The sequence below is a fragment of the Halorussus limi genome, from assembly GCF_023238205.1.
GTDB lineage: Archaea > Halobacteriota > Halobacteria > Halobacteriales > Haladaptataceae > Halorussus > Halorussus limi.
Genome location: NZ_CP096659.1, coordinates 305044 through 322969, shown reverse-complemented (window position 1 = coordinate 322969; position 17926 = coordinate 305044). Strand labels below are relative to the sequence as shown.

General features: G+C 66.4%; 17 protein-coding genes and 1 pseudogene. 11 read left to right on the top strand and 7 right to left on the bottom strand.

The genetic code is table 11. The features are described from left to right. Positions 1-169 precede the first annotated feature (169 nt). Positions 170-331 (top strand): hypothetical protein, encoded by a 162-nt coding sequence (locus M0R89_RS01660; RefSeq protein WP_248650832.1) that lies wholly within the window; start codon positions 170-172, stop codon positions 329-331. A gap of 103 nt (positions 332-434) precedes the next feature. Here M0R89_RS01660 and M0R89_RS01655 read toward each other — a convergent pair whose 3' ends face one another. The 4 genes from M0R89_RS01655 to M0R89_RS01640 all read right to left on the bottom strand — a co-directional run bounded on the left by M0R89_RS01655 (position 435) and on the right by M0R89_RS01640 (position 4718). Continuing rightward, complete coding sequence (locus M0R89_RS01655) at positions 435-788, bottom strand: DUF7521 family protein (RefSeq protein WP_248650831.1); 354 nt, start codon at positions 786-788, stop codon at positions 435-437. A gap of 1 nt (position 789) precedes the next feature. Then, a complete protein-coding gene (locus M0R89_RS01650; protein WP_248650830.1) occupies positions 790-1134 on the bottom strand; it encodes an ArsR/SmtB family transcription factor in 345 nt (114 codons plus the stop codon). Between the two features lie 117 nt (positions 1135-1251). Beyond that, positions 1252-3510 (bottom strand): NADP-dependent malic enzyme, encoded by a 2259-nt coding sequence (locus M0R89_RS01645; RefSeq protein ID WP_248650829.1) that lies wholly within the window; start codon positions 3508-3510, stop codon positions 1252-1254. An 89-nt stretch (positions 3511-3599) separates the two neighbouring features. Further along, on the bottom strand, positions 3600-4718 hold the full coding sequence (locus M0R89_RS01640; RefSeq protein WP_248652304.1) for a M24 family metallopeptidase: 1119 nt from the start codon (positions 4716-4718) through the stop codon (positions 3600-3602). A gap of 230 nt (positions 4719-4948) precedes the next feature. Between M0R89_RS01640 and M0R89_RS01635 the strand changes: the two genes are divergently transcribed. From M0R89_RS01635 to M0R89_RS01595, 9 genes and pseudogenes are all read left to right on the top strand, one after another. Further along, on the top strand, positions 4949-5425 hold the full coding sequence (locus M0R89_RS01635) for a COX15/CtaA family protein (protein ID WP_248650828.1): 477 nt from the start codon (positions 4949-4951) through the stop codon (positions 5423-5425). Positions 5426-5519: 94 nt separating this feature from the next. Further along, positions 5520-6317, top strand: a pseudogene (locus M0R89_RS01630) (basic amino acid ABC transporter substrate-binding protein); the annotation flags it as partial. Between the two features lie 144 nt (positions 6318-6461). Continuing rightward, a complete protein-coding gene (locus M0R89_RS01625; protein ID WP_248650826.1) occupies positions 6462-7376 on the top strand; it encodes an amino acid ABC transporter permease in 915 nt (304 codons plus the stop codon). Further along, positions 7373-8146 carry an amino acid ABC transporter ATP-binding protein gene (locus M0R89_RS01620; RefSeq protein ID WP_303657509.1) on the top strand — a complete coding sequence of 258 codons (774 nt, stop codon included), beginning with the start codon at positions 7373-7375 and terminating at the stop codon, positions 8144-8146. The genes M0R89_RS01625 and M0R89_RS01620 overlap by 4 nt, the downstream gene beginning before the upstream one ends. A 277-nt stretch (positions 8147-8423) precedes the next feature. Next, positions 8424-9236: a basic amino acid ABC transporter substrate-binding protein gene (locus M0R89_RS01615; RefSeq protein WP_248650825.1), complete on the top strand. Its 813-nt coding sequence runs from the start codon at positions 8424-8426 to the stop codon at positions 9234-9236. Positions 9237-9240: 4 nt separating this feature from the next. Further along, complete coding sequence (locus tag M0R89_RS01610; protein ID WP_368408849.1) at positions 9241-9915, top strand: amino acid ABC transporter permease; 675 nt, start codon at positions 9241-9243, stop codon at positions 9913-9915. Next, positions 9912-10661: an amino acid ABC transporter ATP-binding protein gene (locus tag M0R89_RS01605; protein ID WP_303657508.1), complete on the top strand. Its 750-nt coding sequence runs from the start codon at positions 9912-9914 to the stop codon at positions 10659-10661. The genes M0R89_RS01610 and M0R89_RS01605 overlap by 4 nt, the downstream gene beginning before the upstream one ends. Beyond that, positions 10654-11634: an amino acid ABC transporter permease gene (locus M0R89_RS01600; RefSeq protein ID WP_248650824.1), complete on the top strand. Its 981-nt coding sequence runs from the start codon at positions 10654-10656 to the stop codon at positions 11632-11634. The genes M0R89_RS01605 and M0R89_RS01600 overlap by 8 nt, the downstream gene beginning before the upstream one ends. Before the next feature lie 201 nt (positions 11635-11835). Next, positions 11836-13569: a Na+/H+ antiporter NhaC family protein gene (locus tag M0R89_RS01595; RefSeq protein WP_248650823.1), complete on the top strand. Its 1734-nt coding sequence runs from the start codon at positions 11836-11838 to the stop codon at positions 13567-13569. Positions 13570-13838: 269 nt separating this feature from the next. Here M0R89_RS01595 and M0R89_RS01590 read toward each other — a convergent pair whose 3' ends face one another. Continuing rightward, the gene (locus tag M0R89_RS01590) at positions 13839-14540 is read right to left on the bottom strand and encodes a DUF7096 domain-containing protein (RefSeq protein WP_248650822.1); all 702 of its coding nucleotides are present in this window, start codon (positions 14538-14540) and stop codon (positions 13839-13841) included. A 73-nt stretch (positions 14541-14613) separates the two neighbouring features. Then, positions 14614-15765: a helix-turn-helix transcriptional regulator gene (locus M0R89_RS01585; protein WP_248650821.1), complete on the bottom strand. Its 1152-nt coding sequence runs from the start codon at positions 15763-15765 to the stop codon at positions 14614-14616. Between the two features lie 243 nt (positions 15766-16008). Between M0R89_RS01585 and M0R89_RS01580 the strand changes: the two genes are divergently transcribed. Then, positions 16009-16317, top strand: a complete 309-nt coding sequence (locus M0R89_RS01580) for a HalOD1 output domain-containing protein (RefSeq protein ID WP_248650820.1) — start codon at positions 16009-16011, stop codon at positions 16315-16317. A gap of 36 nt (positions 16318-16353) precedes the next feature. On the opposite strand, the gene M0R89_RS01575 is transcribed toward M0R89_RS01580, so the two are convergent. Further along, entirely contained in the window at positions 16354-17811 is a 1458-nt protein-coding gene (locus M0R89_RS01575; RefSeq protein ID WP_248650819.1) for a replication factor C large subunit, read from the bottom strand. Positions 17812-17926: the final 115 nt, after the last annotated feature.

Here is a 17926-nt window from a genome sequence, read left to right as displayed (position 1 = left end):
TTCACTCAGTAGTTCGCAGAGCGGTTTCTTGCTACCGTCACTGTAACGTCCGCAATACAGGGCGCGGATTGAGCACGAGATAACTGTCGTGTCGCTCCGCCGGTTGGAACTCGACGGAACGATCAGGGGGTATTAATACTCTATTCACCCAGAAAATCACACTACTACGATGACGGTGGGCTACTTCATCCTCGTGAGCCTCGTGATGTTGGTCTTCGGAATGAGTGGGCTCTACCTATCCGCATCCCCGCCGTCACCGGACCCTGACGCGCCGAGTCCGCGCGAGATGATGAGCGCGAGCGTCCGCTACTCCGACGACGCCAACGAGTAGTCTCGTCCTCGCCGATAGAGCGACGATACTCTTCGGGGCGCGTTACGAAACGACGATAGAGCGCGAGACGAGCGCCGACTCGGGTCCGACTCCCCCGGCGCGCTCAACTCGGCATCCGGAGCGCGTAGAGGATACAGCCCAGACCGACCAGCGTGCTGCCGTTCCCGAGGATGACGAACGCCGACACCGCCGCGGGGTTGTCCCCGAACAGCAGCATCGGACCCAGCAGCACGAACGGGAGACCGACGGTCAGCGCGAAACCGATGGCGATGAACAGCATGGGCCTGCTGTCGTTGCGCCGGTAGCCCCGGTAGGCCTGATAGGCGATGAGCAGGCCGATGAACGCCGCGACGAGGTTCATCGACTGCGAGACGATTCGGACCCAACCGGGCACGTCCGGCGGCGTGAGTTGGAGCGGCGTCACCGTCCCGATGAGCGACGCGGGCGACATCGCCATCTCACATCCCCTCCACGAGGTCGGTGAACCGGTCGGCAACGTCCTCGCGGCGCTTCACCGAGAGCGCGAGCGACCCCTCGTTCAGTTCGACGGTCACGCGCTCCAGTCGCGGCGAGTACACCTTGTGGTGGTGGCCCGCGGTCGGGTCGAGTTTGGTCCGCTCTTCGACGAGGTCGCACGCTCGCAGGTCCTCCAGACGCCGGTAGATGGTCGGCTCCGATGCGCCGCATCGTTCGCTCAGTGCGTTGGCTGACATGGGTTCGATGCTCGTTGCTGTGAGGATGTCGCGAACGGTCTCGTCTTCGAGGAGCGCGGCGATGTCCTCGACGTCGCAGTCCTCACTCACTGTTGTCGAATCACTTACGGGACGACCATAAAAACCTGCCGAGAGCTTCAGTGCGTGAAGTTCCGTCGCCCGCCTCTCGACCCGACCGAAAGCGGGTCCGAGGCCGCTAGGGGCCGACTACTCGTTCTGCTGGGCGTCGACCACCGCGACGCCGGCGAGGTTCACGATGTCTTTGACCTCGTCGCCCCGCTGGATGACGTGGACCGGCTTGTCCATCCCGACCAGCATCGGGCCGATGGCGTCCGCGCCGCCCAGTCGCTGGAGGAGTTTGTAGCCGATGTTGCCCGCTTCGAGGTTCGGGAAGACCAGCAGGTTCGCGGGGTCGTCGAGTTCCGAGAACTCGTAGGTCCCCTCCAGAATGTCCTCGACGACCGCGGTGTCGGCCTGCATCTCGCCGTCGACCGGGAAGTCGACGTTCGGGTCCGCGCGGAGTTGCTTGGCGGCTTTCCGGGGCTTGCGGGTGCCCTCGTTGTCCACGCTCCCGAAGTTCGAGTACGACAGCATCGCCGCACGGGGTTCGACGTTGAACCGGCGGGCGAGGTCGGCGGTGTGGCGGGTGATTTCGGCCAGCACGTCCTCGTCGGGGTCCTGGTTCACCGTGGCGTCGGCACAGAAGATGACGCGGTTCTTGAACGTGAGCATGTACACCCCGGCAGCGTAGTCGGCGTCGTCGGCCGTGCCGATGACCTGCAGGGGCGGCCGGAGCGCCGAGGGGTAGTGGTGGGTCAGGCCGGTCAGCATCGCGTCGGCGTCGCCCTGCTCGACCATCACGCTCCCGAAGTAGTTGCTGTCCTTCCGGACGAGGTCCTCGGCCTCGCTCTCGGTGATGCCCTTCCGGCGGCGGAGTTGGTAGAGGCGCTCGCCGTACTCCTCGTAGTCGCCGTTCGCGGGGTCGGCGATTTCGGGGTCGAAGTCGAGGCCGAGGTCGCCCGCGGTCGCCGCGATGGAGTCGCGGTCGCCGATGAGGACCGGGTTGGCGATACCCTCCTCCTGCATCTGGTAGGCCGCCCGAATCATCTTCTCGTCGTCGCCCTCTGCCAGCGCCACGCGCTTGGGGTCGGACTTGGCCTTGTTCAGCACCACCCGCATCATCTCGCGGGACTTGCCGAGGCGGGCCTCCAGCGTCTCGACGTACTGCTCGGTGTCGAGTTCGCTCCGGGCGACGCCGCTCTCCATCGCGGCGTCGGCCACCGCGGGCGCGACCTCGAACAGGACGCGGGGGTCGAGCGGTTTGGGGATGATGTACTCCGGCCCGAACTGGAGCGGTTGGTCGCCGTAGGCCTTGACCACGGCGTCGGGCACGTCCTGCTTGGCGAGGTCGGCGAGGGCTTCCGCCGCGGCAATCTTCATCTCCTCGTTGATTTCGGTCGCCCGCACGTCGAGCGCGCCCCGGAAGATGAACGGGAACCCGAGGACGTTGTTGACCATGTTGGGGTAGTCCGAGCGCCCGGTCGCCATGATGACCGTGTCGTCGCGGGCGGCCTTGGCCTCCTCGTAGCCGATTTCGGGGTCGGGGTTCGCCATGGCGAAGACGACCGGGTCGTCGGCCATCGACCGGACCATCTCCTGAGAGACGATGCCGGCGACCGAGAGGCCGACGAACACGTCCGCGCCCTCCATCGCGTCTTCGAGGTCGCCCTCCGGCACGTCGCGGGCGAACTCGGCCTTGTAGTCGTTCACGTCGCCGTGTTCGGCCCGGTCCTCGGTGATGATGCCCGAGGAGTCGCACATGATGATGTTCTCCTTGCGCGCGCCCAGCGAGACGTAGAACCGCGCGCTGGCGATGGCCGACGCGCCCGCGCCCGAGAAGACGATTTTCAGGTCCTCGATGTCCTTGCCGTTTATCTCGGTGGCGTTGAGCAGGGCCGCGCCCGAGATGATGGCGGTGCCGTGCTGGTCGTCGTGGAAGACGGGGATGTCCATCTCCTCGCGGAGCGTCTCCTCGATTTCGAAGCACTCCGGGGCCTTGATGTCCTCCAGATTAATGCCCCCGAAGGTTGGTTCCATCGCCTTCGTCGTCCGGATTATCTCGTCGGCGCCCTCTTGGTCCAACTCGATGTCGAACACGTCGATGTCGGCGAACCGCTTGAACAGGACGCCCTTGCCCTCCATCACGGGCTTGGACGCCTGCGCGCCGATGTTACCCAGTCCGAGGACCGCCGACCCGTTCGAGACGACGCCCACGAGGTTGCCCTTCGCGGTGTACTTGTAGGCGTCCTCCGGGTTCTCGTCTATCGCGCGGCAGGGCGCGGCCACGCCCGGCGAGTACGCCAGACTCAGGTCGCGCTGTGTGTTCGTCGGTTTCGTCGTGGAAATCTCTATCTTGCCCGGCGGCTCCTCGCGGTGATAGTCGAGTGAGTCCTCGTCTAATCCCATGGTCGGGGGAACCGTTTCCGAGCGTAAAAAGCTACCCGAAGGCGTCGAACCGGTGTTCGACAGACGACGAACTATCCGGCCGTCTTCTCTCAGTTTCCGTCGTCTTCCCGCACCAGCACGTCGGGACGCTCCATCACCGCGTCGTAGTCGTAGGCGTCCACCGGGGTCGTGGGCCACTGGCCGGTGTCGGTCAGCACCTCGAACCCGTCGTCGGTTACCAGCACGGTGTCCTCGCTCTTGGCGCCCCGAATCGTCGGGTTGTACGCGTAGGCCATCGGCGTCGTGATTTCGGCGCTCTCGGGCACCTCGGGCGCGGCGAACCACTCCCGGCCAGCGAACCCGGCCGCGCCGCCCTGATGGTGGTTCTCCCACTCGTCGGCGTGGCCCAGATGCTCGTAGGCGGCCTGAATCGCCTGAAAGACGCTCGCCGGGTCGCCCGAGAGGTCGGCGACCGCCCGCGTCGCGCCGAGCGCGGTCGTCTCCACGATGCGGGCGGCGTGGTGGCGCTCGCCGAGTTCGTTCAGCGCGTCGTCGTCCATCTCGGACTCGAAGGCGACGGTCCGGGTCGCGCTGGCGTGGAGACCGTCGCGCTGGGTCGTGACCGAGACGAGGACGTACTCGCCGATTCGGGCGTTCGTCGGCGTGTAGTGGCGGTACTTCCGGGCGCGCTCGGCCCCGCCGACCAGCGCGACGGGCACCTCGATGTCCCGCGCGGACAGCGCGACCCGGAGCGCCGAGGCGACCTCCGACTCCACGTCGTCGGGTTGGAGTTCCCGACAGACCGACTCGACGGCCTGTGCGGTCTCCCGCCCGAGTTCGCGGTAGTTCTCCACGTCTGCCTCGGTCAGCGGTTGGCGGAGCGGCGAGGCGTCCACCGACGACGTTCCCGGAACGTCGAAGTCGGCCGCGGCCGGGGTCTCGGTGCGGTCGGCGACCGCACCGGAAAGCGACTGCTCGTACCACGGGAACTCGGCGACCGACACGTCGTCGGCCAGTTCCTCCTCGCGGAAGCGGTTGGCCTCGATGTTGCTCGTCACGACTTCGAGTCCGTCGCCGTCGTACCCCACCGCGGCCACGCCGACGTCGCCCTCGCGGTCCACGACGTTGCTCGCGCCGGTCAGCCACGCGAAGGAGTTCGGCCGGGCGAACCAGACGGCTTCGAGGTCGTTCTCGGCGAGGTAGGCGTCGAGGCGCTCCTGCTTGGTCATGTGTGGCCGGTGTGCGCGGACGGCCTTGAAGGAGGTGGATTCGGTGATTCTTCGCCCGCGAACCCGGGCCTCCCCGAGACCGCGAAGCGTCTCGGTCTCTCCGAGTCGTCGCAGTTCGGTCATGCCGCCGAGGCGAAGTCGAACAGACCTAAGTACGACCGGTCGAAATCTCCGGCAAGGGGAGTTCCAACCGTGCAAGTCCATACATTCCGACTGGGAGGCGTCCGCTGATGGTCCGGTTCCGCCACCTCGCCGGGGTCACGACCGGCCTCACGTTCGCGCTCATCCTGCTCGGCGTCTACACCGCCGCGATGGGCGCGGGGTTGTCCTGCTCGGCCCAGTGGCCCTTCTGCGACGGCGGCCTGATTCCGCAGACGTGGCCGAGTTTCGTCGAGTGGTTCCACCGTCTCGTCGCGATGATAACCGGGTTCTTCATCCTCGGGACCGCCGTCGGGTCGTGGAAGTACACCGCCGAGAAGCGCATCCGGGGCGCGGCGACGCTCGCGCTGGCGGTCACGCCGATTCAGGTCGTCCTCGGCGGCGCGACGGTGTTCGTCTACACGCCGCTGGTGCAGGTCGCCCACCACACCGCGGCGCTGGTAATCTTCGGGGCCCTGCTCGCCACGACGCTGTGGTCCTACGAGGCCGCGGGCGCACCCGACTCCCGGTCGGCCGACGCGGCCGCCGGCTATCCGAGCGACGATTAATCGAATTTAGCGGCTCTCTCCTCCGAACGTAGACGTTTCGCGCCACGGTTATGTAGTATCGCGTAGACGCAAGGTTGGGGGAAAACACATGGACATCGACAGGCGGTCGTTTGTCAAGGGGAGTGCAGGAATCGTCGGCGGTCTCTCGCTGGGAGGATTCGCCGGAGCGCAGGACGAAGGGGTCGTCAGAATCGGCTCTGACATCCCGTACAAGCCGTTCGAGTACCGGACCCAGAGCGGGGAACTGACCGGGTTCGACGTGGAACTCGCCGACGCCATCTTCCAGGAACTGGGCCGGGAGTACGAGTTCGTCCAGACCGGGTTCGACACCATCATCCCGAGTCTGAACAACGGGAACTTCCGCATCATCATGTCGGCGATGACTATCAACGACCAGCGCGACCAGCAAGTCGACTTCTCGGAACCGTACTTCATCGCGTACCAGACGGTGGCTATCCTGAAAGGGAGCGACGTCCAGAGCGTCGAGGACCTCGAAGGGAAGACCGTCGCGGTCCAGAAGGGGACGACCGGAGAGGCCGCCGCCCAACAGTTGAAGAAACGACTCAACGGCAACCTCAACATCGACAGCTACGACCAGATTCCGGGCGCGTTCAACGCCCTGCTGAACAATCAGGCCGCGGCGGTCATCAACGACAACGCGGTCAACCTCCAGTACGCCGACGAGCGCGACAGCATCGTCATGCTGGAGGGCGAGGGGCAGGCCGCCCAGGAGTTCGAGAGCGCGCCGCCCTATCTCACGCTGACGGTCGAACGCTACGGAATCGCCTTCCGGCAAGACGACGACGAGTTCCGCCGGCAGGTCAACGAGGCGCTCAACGCGGTCATCGGGAGCGGCCGGTACGCGGAGATTTACAAGGAGTACTTCACCGGCGAACCGCCGCAGGCGATTCTCTCACGTGCGCGTCCGGCACCGGGGACGACCGCGGCCAACGGAACTGCCGGGAACGGGACGACCGCGGCCAACGGAACCGCCGGGAACGCGACCGAAACGACCACGAACGGCGGGTAATTCCGGATGGCGGGGACGTACGCCGAGGAGCGAAGCGGCGAAACCGCGGCCGACGAGGGGTACCTGACCGACGAGCGCGTCAAGTGGGCCGGGATGGCGGTGGCGCTGGTGTTCACCGCGGTCATCCTCGGATTCATCGCGCTCATCCTGCTGGAGTACGTGAACTACGACCTGCTGTTCTCGGTGGTGCCCCGATTCGTCGTCGCGTTCGTCCGCGTGGTGGTCGTGGTCGTCATCTCCAGCGTCCTCGCGGTCACCGCCGGGGTGTTCGTGGGGTTGGGTCGAGTGTCGCGCACCTCGGTCACTCACGCCATCGCCACCGCGTACGTCCAGTTCTTTCGGGGGACGCCGCTGCTCTTCCAACTGTTCATCATCTACCTCGGCATCCCGTCGCTGTGGCCGCCGGGGGAGTTCCCGATTTCGGAGGGGTACGTCGTCGTCCCGGAGGTTCTGGTCGTCGACTGGACGTTCATCACGGCCGTCATCGCGCTGACGCTGAACCACGCCGCGTACGTCGGCGAGGCGGTGAAGGGCGGCATCAACGCGGTTGCGGAGGGCCAGATGGAGGCCGCCCGGTCGCTCGGGATGTCGTACGTCGATTCGATGCGGGAGATAATCCTGCCCCAGGCGTGGCGCAACGCGCTGGCGGCCATCGGCAACGACCAGGTGATTCTGGTCAAGGACACGTCGCTGTTGACCGTCATCGCGTTCCCCGAGATAATCACCGTGTTTCGGGAGATAAACTCGAACCAGTTCGACGCGTGGACGCCCATCGTCCTCGTCGCGGTGACGTATCTGGCCATCACGCTCCCGCTGATGCGGACCGTCCAGTATCTCGAAGACCGCGCCGAGTGGGGGACGGGCGACGACGAGGAGTCCGGCGGACTCCGCGAGCGGTTCGGGTGGGGTGAGCGCCGATGAGCGACCGGAGCGAGATGACGACCGACGACCTCGCGGTCGGCCAACCGATGGTCGAGTTCGACGGCGTGGACAAGTTCTTCGGGAGCGCCCACGTCCTCAAGGACATCGACCTCGCGGTCGAGGAACAGGAGGTCGTGGTCATCGTCGGGCCCAGCGGAAGTGGAAAGTCAACGCTCCTGCGGTGCGTGAACCGACTCGAAGAGATTCAGGACGGCGAGGTCCGAATCGCCGGCGAGGCCATCACCGCACCCGGCGTGGACGTGAATCGACTCCGTCAGAAGGTCGGGATGGTGTTCCAGCACTTCAACCTCTTCCCGCACAAGACGGCGCTCCAGAACGTCACGCTCGCGCCGGTTCGGGTCCGAGGTCTCTCGGAGGCCGACGCCCGACAGCGCGGCGAGAACCTGCTCGAAGAGGTCGGTCTCGGCGACCAACTCGACTCGTTCCCCGCCGAGTTGTCTGGCGGCCAGAAACAGCGGGTCGCCATCGCTCGGGCGCTGGCGATGGACCCCGAGGTGATGCTGTTCGACGAGGTGACGAGCGCGCTCGACCCCGAACTCGTCGGCGAGGTGTTGGGAGTCATGCGGGGACTCGCCGAGGAGGGGATGACGATGCTGGTCGTCACCCACGAGATGGGGTTCGCCCGCGAAGTCGGCGACCGCGTGGTGCTGATGTCGGAGGGCCGCATCGTGGAGGAAGGACCTCCCGACGAGTTCTTCGACCACCCCGAGACCGACCGGGCCAAGCAGTTCCTCCAACGCGTGCTGTAGCGCGAGGCGCTGGACTGCTCGGGTCGCCGGTCCGGCGGCCTGCCGTTCGTCGTCTCCAACTTACACTCGTCCCTGCGACTATCGCCTCTCTCCTTCGGCTATCACTCGCCGACTGCAACCTCGGGAACCCGATTGTCGCATCTAGCGACGCTACCTGAAAGCGTCAATATGCGTATTATTACCGACGAAATGACGGTACGTAACCCGGTTCTCGCAAATTTTGAACGGGCGAACGGGTGAGAAAGGTTCAAAAGCGTAGTCTTCCTCCTATGCCAGTATGGAACGCAGAACTTCCGTCGATATGGACCGTCGTACCTACGTCAAGGTCGTCGGTGCGAGCGGCGTCGCAGGGCTGACCGGAACCGCTGGCTGTATCGGTAGCATCACCGGAAGCGGCGGCGGCAACAAGAAGCTAACCGCCGGTACCGCACCCGGGTTCCCCCCGTTCGAGATGAAGAAGGGCGGCGAACTCGTCGGCTTCGACATCGACCTGCTGGAGGCGGTCGTCTCCGAGAGCGAGTACACGCTCTCGGGGTGGGAGGAGTTCGAGTTCAAGGGACTCATGCCCGCGCTCAGTAGCGAGAAAATCGACGTCATCGCGGGCGCGATGACCATCAACGAGAAGCGCGACAAGAAAATCGACTTCTCGAACCCCTACTACAGCGCCGACCAGTCGATACTCGTGCGCAAGGGCGGCGACTTCTCGCCGTCGAAACTCGGCGACTTCTCGGGCCACCCCGTCGGCGCCCAGAAGGGGACCACGGGCGAGGGCATCATCAAGGACGAACTGATTGCGAAGGGCAAACTGAAGGAGTCGAACTACAACTCCTACGGAAGCTACGTGCTGGCAGTCGAGGACCTCGTGAACGGCAACATCGACGCCATCGTCATCGACAAGCCGGTCGCCAAGACGTTCCAGAGCGAGCGCGACGTCTCCATCGCGTTCACCTACGAGACCGGCGAGAAGTACGGCTTCGGCGTGCGACAGGGCGACAGCGACGTTCAGAAGGCCCTCAACAACGGGCTGAAAGCCGTTCGCGACAGCGGCAAGTACACCGAGATCCGAAACAAGTGGTTCAGCGACTCGTAGAGCCGTGGTGACTCCGCTGCTGTCGGGCGACTGGGCGTTCGTCGCCGACAACCTGTCGTATCTGTTCGGCGGGATAGTGCTGACCGTCGCGCTGACGGCCGCCAGCATCCTGCTCGGCTTCCTCGCCGGATTCCCGGCGGGGGCCGTCGAGGTGTACGGCGGTCGGTACGCCAGCGGTGCGGTCGAGAGCGTCGGCGTCGTCCTCCGGGGGACGCCCATCGTCGTCATCCTGCTGTTCGCCTACTTCGGCACGCCCATCGAGAGCGCGTTCGCCGCGGCCGTCCTCGGTCTCGGACTGCGGAGCGCGGCCTATCAGTCCCAGATATTCCGCGGCGCGATACAGAGCATCGGCGAGGGACAGATGGAGGCCGCTCGCGCCGTCGGGATGTCTCGGCTCCGAGCGATTCGCCACGTCGTCGTCCCGCAGGCGCTGCGCCGGTCGATTCCGGGCTTCCAGAACGAGTTCACCATCGTCCTCAAGGACACGAGCGTCGCGTTCGCCATCGGTCTCTCGGAACTGCTGACCCGAAGCAACGACCTGTTCGTCCAGAACACCAACGCCGTGCTGGAGGTCATCCTGTTCGCCAGCGCGGTGTACTTCGTGCTGACGTTCGCCACCAACCGGACGCTGGACTACGTCGGCAGCGTCTTCGCGATTCCAACAGGTGATTCCACATGAGTCTGCTACGCGTCGAGAACCTCTCGAAGAGTTACGGTGACGAACGCGTCCTCCGGGACGTGAGCTTCGAAATGGACCGGGGAGACGTCGAAGTCGTCGTCGGTCCCAGCGGGAGCGGGAAGTCCACGCTCCTGCGGTGTGTCAACCGCCTCACGGAGTACGACTCCGGCGACATCTACCTCGACGGGGAGAGTACGACGGGTCCGGACGCGGACGTGAACCAGCTTCGGCGGGACGTCGGCATGGTGTTTCAGGACTTCAACCTGTTCGCGCACCTGACAGCCCGCAAGAACATCACGCTCGGTCTGCGGCGAGTCAAGGGACTCTCCAAGGAGGAGGCCCGGAGCGTGGCCGACGAACACCTCGAGATGGTCGGACTCGCGGCGCAGGCTGACTCCTACCCGGCGGAGCTGTCGGGCGGCCAGAAACAGCGGGTCGGCATCGCCCGGGCGCTGGCGATGGAACCCAAACTGATGCTGTTCGACGAACCGACCAGCGCGCTCGACCCCGAACTCATCGGCGAGGTGGTCGGTGTGATGCGCGACTTGGTCGAGCGCGGAATGACGATGCTGGTCGTCACCCACGAGATGGGGTTCGCACGGTCGGCGGCCAGCACCGTCACCTTCCTCGAAGACGGCAACATCGTCGAGCGCGGCCCGCCCGAACAGTTGTTCGAGAGCCCCGAGCAGGCGCGGACCGGGGAGTTCCTCGGTCGCCTCGACGAGGTCCACGGCGACCATGAGTGACGTGACTCGACGCGCGACGGCGGCCCCGCGCTGGCGGTCGTACGGACTCCGCCAGTGGCTCGGCGTCGGGGCCGCGGCGCTGTTCTGGGGGTGGCTGGTCTTCCGGTGGGTCAACGACTGGCTGCTCGGCGGGGCCGTCGTTCCGCCCGGCCAACCGCTAATTCCGGCCGCGACGTTCGCCGGAGTCGCCGAGTCGCTGTCGGCGGCGGCCGACGCGCTCGGCGTCCTCGGGTGGCCCCTCGCACAGGTCGCGGGGCTGTTCTCGTTCCTCGCGACCGGCGCGTCGGCGCTGCCCGCGCTGGCGAAGGGCGCGTGGCTGACCGTCGTACTGACCGTCACCACCATCGCGCTGGGGTTCGTCCTCGCGGTTCCGCTCGCGGTCGCGCGGGTGTACGGCGAGAAGACGGCGTGGCTCTCGCTGGCCTACACCGAACTCATCCGCGGGACGCCGCTGCTGGCCCAACTGTTCGTCCTCTACTACGGCATGGGGCTGTCGGCGTGGATACGCGAACTCCCGCTGGTCGGCGTCGGCATCGTCCCCGGGCAGGCCGTCTGGGTCGCCATCATCGGCTTCACCATCAACGGGTCGGCCTACCAGTCGGAGTACATCCGGGCGGCCATCGAGAGCGTCGACTCCGGGCAGTTGACCGCGGCCCGCGCCGTCGGGATGTCGAAACTCGCGGGGATTCGCCACGTCGTCCTCCCGCAGGGGCTTCGCTACGCCATCCCGGGCTGGTCGAACGAACTGGTCTACCTCATCAAGTACTCGTCGCTGGCGGCGTTCATCACCGTCCCCGAACTGTTCGAGCGCGCCGACGCCATCGCGTCGGAGACGTTCGAGTTCACCACGATGTACGCGTTCGCCGCGCTGCTCTACCTCGGTCTCGTCCTCTCGGCGTCGAAGCTGATGTCGTTCGTCGAACGGCGGTTCGCCATCCCCGGCATCGGCGACGTCGAGGGCCGAGACCGGTAGCCGAACCGTCGAACCGGAACCGGAACCGGACGGGCCAACTCGTTTTGCCGGTCCGCGACCCTTCCGGTGCGTGCTGTCGGTCGGGGCGTGAACGCCTCGCCGGTCTGGAAACGCCAACCCCTTGGTTTTCCTGAAATTCAGACGGCAGAGCGTTTCTTTCAGTCGCAACCCATATGTGGCACCGACTGCCACCGATTGGGTATGGCTCTCGAAAGCATCGACGCCGGCGTCTGGTCGCTCGTCCCAGCGATTCTCGCCATCACGCTGGCGTGGACGACCCGAGACGCGCTCATCGGCCTGTTCGTCGGCGTAGCGAGCGCCGGCCCGATTTACGGCGCGCTGAAACCGGGCGCGGCCGCGGTCGGCGTGCCGCCGGACATGGTGGGTCAAGTGCTCGTCTCGCAGGTACAAACCCCGTGGTTGACGGTCGGTCCGGTCACGACAGGAAACCTCCTCGGCGCGCTGTTCGGCCTGAAACTGATTCCGACGCTCGTCGCCACCGCACCGCTGTTCAGTTCCGCGTGGTACGTCGAGAACGTCCTGCTCGCCATCTTCGCCATCGGCGGGATGATAGGCCTGATGATTCGGGCGGGCGCGATTCAGGGCGTCCTCGAAGCGCTCGCCGAGTGGGCCGACTCCCCGGCGGACGCCGAGAAGGCGGCCTACATCGCGGGAATCGCGGTCCACATCGACGACTACTTCAACTGTCTGGTGGTCGGGTCGATGATGCGTCCGCTGACCGACAAGTACAACGTCTCGCGGGCGAAGTTGGCCTACTACGTGGACTCGGCGGGGAGTCCGGCCGCGCGCCTCGCGTTCTACTCGACGTGGGGCGCGGCGCTCATCGGCTTCATCGGCGCGGGGCTCGAGTCCGCCGCGAGTCAGGACGTGCTTCCGCAGGCGATGAGCGGGTTCGTGACGGCCGGGAGCGACGGCCCGACCGCGGTCACGGCCGAAATCTGGCCGCTGTTCTTCAACAGCCTCTTCTTCGGGTTCTACTCGTGGGTCGCGCTCATCATCGCCGCGCTGGTCGCGTGGCAGGTCTTCCCGAACATCCTCGGGATGAAGCGCGAGGAGGAACGCGCTCGCGCCGGGGACGGCGTCGTCGGCGAGGACCACGACCCGATGATATCCGAGGAGATGGACCGCTACGAGATGGCCGACGCCGCGACGCCCGACTGGCGGAACTTCGCGGTGCCGGTCGCGGTGATGATAGCGGTCGGTCTCGGCGCGATGTTCTGGCGCGGGAGTCCCGTGGTTCACGTGCCCGGCGAACCCGAGAACCTGCTGTTCGCGCTCGGGGGTTACCAGCTCATGCTCCCGCCCGCGGGCGAGTGGGCGTTCAACATCGGCGGCGTCAAGTTGGGACTCGCGGCGACGGCGGCGCTGGTCGTCGCGGCGGTCCTCTACCGCCTGCGCGGCGACATCCCGAGCAACGACGACGCGACCGACGCGATGGTCCACGGCTTCAAGGGCATCTTCCTCGCGGCGCTCATCCTGATGCTCGCGTCGTCCATCCAGAACAGCGTCACCGTGCTGGGCATCTCGAACTTCGTCACCGACTGGTTCCGAGGCGTCCCGTCCGCGGTGATTCCCCTGCTCGTGTTCCTCACCACCGCGAGCATCAGTTTCGCCGACGGGAGTTCGTGGTCCACCTACGGCATCATGTTCCCCATCGCCATTCCGGTGGCGTTCACGACCGGCGCGAACCTGCCGCTCGTTCTCGGCGCGGTGTTCAGCGGCGGCATCTTCGGCGACCACGCCTCGCCCATCTCGGACACGACGGTACTCGCGTCCTCGACCGCCGGGAGCGACCACCTCGTCCACGTCCGGACCCAGATTCCCTACGCGGTCATCACCGCGACTATCGCGGGGAGTCTCTTCCTACTGCTCGGGTTCGTTCTGCCGCAGGGCTTCGAAATCTTCCCTTACTGAGAGCGGTTCGAGGGACCGAGCGGTCTGGGGGTTTTCCCGTCGCGTACGGATTCTCTTACGCCCCGCAGACCCGACCTGACGCCCGGAGGGCGTTGCGTCCTGCTTCGGACGCGAAAATCTATCCGTACTCGAACGACTTCCGTACAGCAAAGCTCTACACCGGACCCGGACGCGTCAGAGCGAGCGCCCGCCGCTCGCCCGACCAGGTCGGAGCGTCGGCAGGACGCCCGTGTCGGACTGACCGGCGACGACTCACGCCCCGCGACCCCTCAGACCGACCGGTCGTCCGCGATAGGGAACCTGCGGCGGTCGCTCCCGTTGTCGAGCGTCTCGTTGACGACCTCGCGCCCGATAGCGTTCTCGAACTGGTAGAGCGCGTGCGCTCGCTCGCTGAGGTTCCAGATGCGCGTCGTGTTGACGCCGTAGATGCGGCGCGTCGATTCCGACAGGTTCTCGGCCGCCCGCGCGGTCCGGTTGGCCCTGCGCTCGACGGTCCGGGCGCGGACGACGAACTCGGTGAGCGCGGCCCGGTACTCGCCCTCGGAGAGTTCGTCGGTCTCCCACGACTCGGTGAGGTTCTCCCGGACGCCTTCGAGTCCGTCGAGGTACGCGGCCATCGACTCGGTCTCGTCGGCGATCACCTCGGCGCGCTCTGCGGGTGTCGTCGCGTTCGACAGTCGCGCCGACAGCGACCGGTTCAGGAGTTCTCCCTGAACGGACGCGCCCTGCGCGCCGACCGCGCCGGTGAGTTGCTGGCCCGGCGAGAGACCGGTCGTCGCGTCGCCGTCCGGCGTACCGTCATTCGCGCTGTCGTCCGCGTCGTCGCTCTGGTTCGTCGTCTCCCCGCCCGGCCAGTCGGGGTGTTCGGCGTCGGTCGCGGGTCGCGCGGAGTGGTCGGCGTCGGCCACCGCCGCTCCGGTTACGCAGGCCAGTCCCACCGCGGCGAAGAGGAGGACGAACGTCGGCTTCATGGGTAGTCTCGACGCGCGCCACGGTCAATAACCCGCCGTCGCTGAATCCGGATTTAGCCGAATTAAGGGTGTTTCAGGACTCCTGTTGTTCGGTCGGCAGCGCGAGTACGTTCTCCCTACCTAGCCTGAAGCTCTCTATCTTCCCCTGTTCGCGCAGGCTCCCGACCACCTGACTCGTCTTGGCCTCGGTCCAGTCGAGTTCGTTCACGACCGCGCGCTGTTTGACCCGACCCCCGCGGCGTTCGAGCAGTCGGAGGACCCGCTCCTCGTTGCTCAGCAGGTCCTCGGGCGGTTCGTCGTCCGGGTCCGGGGTCGGGTCCTCCCGGTCGCGGTAGAGCCACCAGCCACCGGCCGCGAGCGCCGCGACGAGCACGAGTCCACCGGCCCCCGTGGCCACCAGCGTCCACGGCACGCTCGGGACGCCCGTGCCGGGCGCGCTCAGGACGATGCGCGGTTCGTTACCCGCGAACTCGATGGGGCCGTTCCAGATGACCGCGTTCTCGCGCTTCTCGTACCCGGAGTCGGGTCGAGGCCGGACGGTCGTCGCCTCGTACTTCTCGGGCCACTTGACCAGCAGGCGGGTCTTCTCGTTGAGGATGAGCCCCGACAGCGAGTCGCCGACCCGAATCTCACCGTCGGAGACCGCAGCGAAGCCGTGCCACCGGAAGGAGTAGACGACCAGTCCGTAGCGCTGGGGGAACTCCCGAATCTCGGCGCTGACCGAGTAGTTCGTGCCGGACATCTCCCGGTCGGTGGACCGCTCGGCGCTCCGGATGGTGCTGTTCATGCGCTCGACGAACTGCCTGCTGTACTTCGTCGAGTTGGCCTGCACGTCGTTCTTGTAGCTCCGGAAGGCCGCGGTCGTCCGGGCGTCGTCGAGTCGAGTGCGGTAGACCACTTCCCACTTCGCGGAGCCGTTCTCGTACACCCGAACGTCGAGGACGACCGTGTCGGGAGTGACGCGCTGGCTCTGGGTCCGTGTACTTGCGAACCGGTCGGTGACCGCGGACGCGCTGGTCGCACCGCTCGTCGCGTCGGTAGCGACCGCATCACTCGTCGCGTCGGTGCCGACAGCGGCCACACTGGACGTGCCGGTAACGTCGCCGAGCGTGCCCGTATCTCCGCCCGATACGCCGATAGCGGTCGCCCCGCCGACGGCTGTGCCGACCGCGGCCACCAGACAGAGGACCGCGGCGAGCAACGCTGCGGACTGTCGCGTCCCCATTCGTCACGTAGGTCCGACGCGCAAGGAAAAAGGGATTGTGTCGTTTTGGGTCGTCTTACCCTATTCGAGGCGATTCCACGGCTCGTTTCTCGACGGTAGGGAGCCGTTACTCCGGTTAGGAGGGAGTTGGCGCGCTTAATCCGGGTTAACTCGGGAGCAACCCGCGCTCAGAGCCACCAATCGGCTTTCAGCGTTTCGGGGGTTGAAGCACCTGTCCGTCCTTGCCAGAATCGGCGAGACACAATGTCGAAGACGGAAACGCACACGGTCGACGCGGTGGAGTACGAGAGCGAGACACCCCTGCGCGTGCAGGCCGACTGGTCGGGGAGCGAGACCCTCGACTCGGCGGTCACCGGCGCCATCTCGCGGGCGACCGGGGTCTCCGTGACCGAACTCGCGCCACTGTACGAGTACATGGACCCCGACGCCCTCCACGAGTTCGTCGCGTCGATGCGCGACCGCGAGACTGAGACGTCCATCAGTTTCCGGTACGAGGGCCACGACGTGACGGTCAGGGCCGACGGCGAGATACTGGTGTGGCCCGTGCGGTAGCGAGCGAACGCCCGACGGCGACGGTCGGCGCTCGGTTCAGAAGTCGGTCAGGCCCGCTTGGTTGTCGTCGGTGTCGTCCCCGCTGGCCTCGGCCTCCGCGTCGTCGGCCTCCTCCGCCGACGCTTCGGTCTCCGAGTCCGACTCCTCGGCTTCGTCGCCGGCGTCGGACCGGGACCCGTGACTTCCCTCGAACGCGCCCCCGGAGTGGTCTACGGCCGCCTCCTCCCGGAGTTCTTCGGCCGACTTCACGATGTTCTGGACCTTGTTGGTGTCCTTTCCCGACCCGGTGACGAACGAGACGTGTTCGGCGTCGAGGTCGTACTTCGCGGTCATCGCTATCGTCAGGTCCCGATTCTTGCAGTGGTGAGTCATCGCCGAGAGGAACGGCAGCATCTCCCGGCGCGCGGTGGACATGCTCACGCCGTCGGCCTCGGCGATTTTGCGGGCCACGTAGTCGCGCTTGTTCCGGTTGCCCTTGGAACTCCCGAGCTTTCGCCAGTAACTCGGCGGGCCGTAGCGGGTCCACCCGCCCTTGTCGCCCTGTCGGGCGGCGGCGACTCCACCCGCGATGTTGTCGCCCGCGTAGCGCCACAGCGAGTAGTCCTGCGAGGCCCGGACCCGCCCGAGCCACTTGTCGGCGTTCGAGAGGAAGTCGTAGGCGGTGGCGAGTTCCGCGCCCTCGTAGTCCTTGGGCACGTTGTCCTCGACCCAGTTCAGCATGTCGTCGGGCGTCTCGTCCACGTCGTATGACTCTCGAATCGCGCTCTGGGCGTCCTCCTCCTTGAACAGCGCGTCGAGGAAGTCGAAGATGCCGCTGGTCCGGTCGCGGTCCCCCGTCACCTCCACGTCCTCGGCGGTGAGTCGCTCGCTGGTCTCGGCGATGGCCTGCAGGTCGTTGACCGCCGAGCGCAGGTCGCCGTCGTTCTTGTCGGCGATGGCCCGGAGGGCGTCTTTCTCGTAGTCGATGCCCTCCTGCTTGCAGATGTGGCGGAGCGCGGGCACGATGGACCGGGCCTGCACGTCCCGGAACTCTATCTCCTCGCAGGCGTTCCGAAGCGTGTTGGACATGTCGTAGAACTCGTTGGCGATGAGGACCATCGGCTGTCCGGCCTCCTTGACGACCTCCGTGATGGCCTTCGACCCGCCCCGGTCGACGTTGCCGTGGAGGTTGTCGGCCTCGTCCATGATGACGAGCCGGCGGCCGTCGCCGCCCCCGGTCAGCGTGCCGGACTTGGCGGCCTCGCCCGCGACCTTCTCGACCACCGAGGAGGTCCGCTGGTCGCTGGCGTTCAACTCGATGGTCGGCCACCCCATGTCGCTGGCCAGCGCGTGGGCCGCCGAGGTCTTGCCCACGCCGGGGCTTCCGTGGAGGATGGCGGCGTCCTTGTGGTCGTCCCACGTCTGGGCCCACTCCTTCAGGGCGTCGCGGGCCTTGTTGTTCCCGCGGAGTTCGGAGAGAGAGGTGGGCCGATATTTCTCGGTCCAGTCGGTCATTGGGAGTCGGTAGGTGCGAGCGGCGTTTAGTGGTTGCGGAGAGCGAGTCGGAGGCCGAAGCGGCGCTCGCAATCCCGCTGGAACGTTACCCATTCTCACTCTCGGACAACGCTTT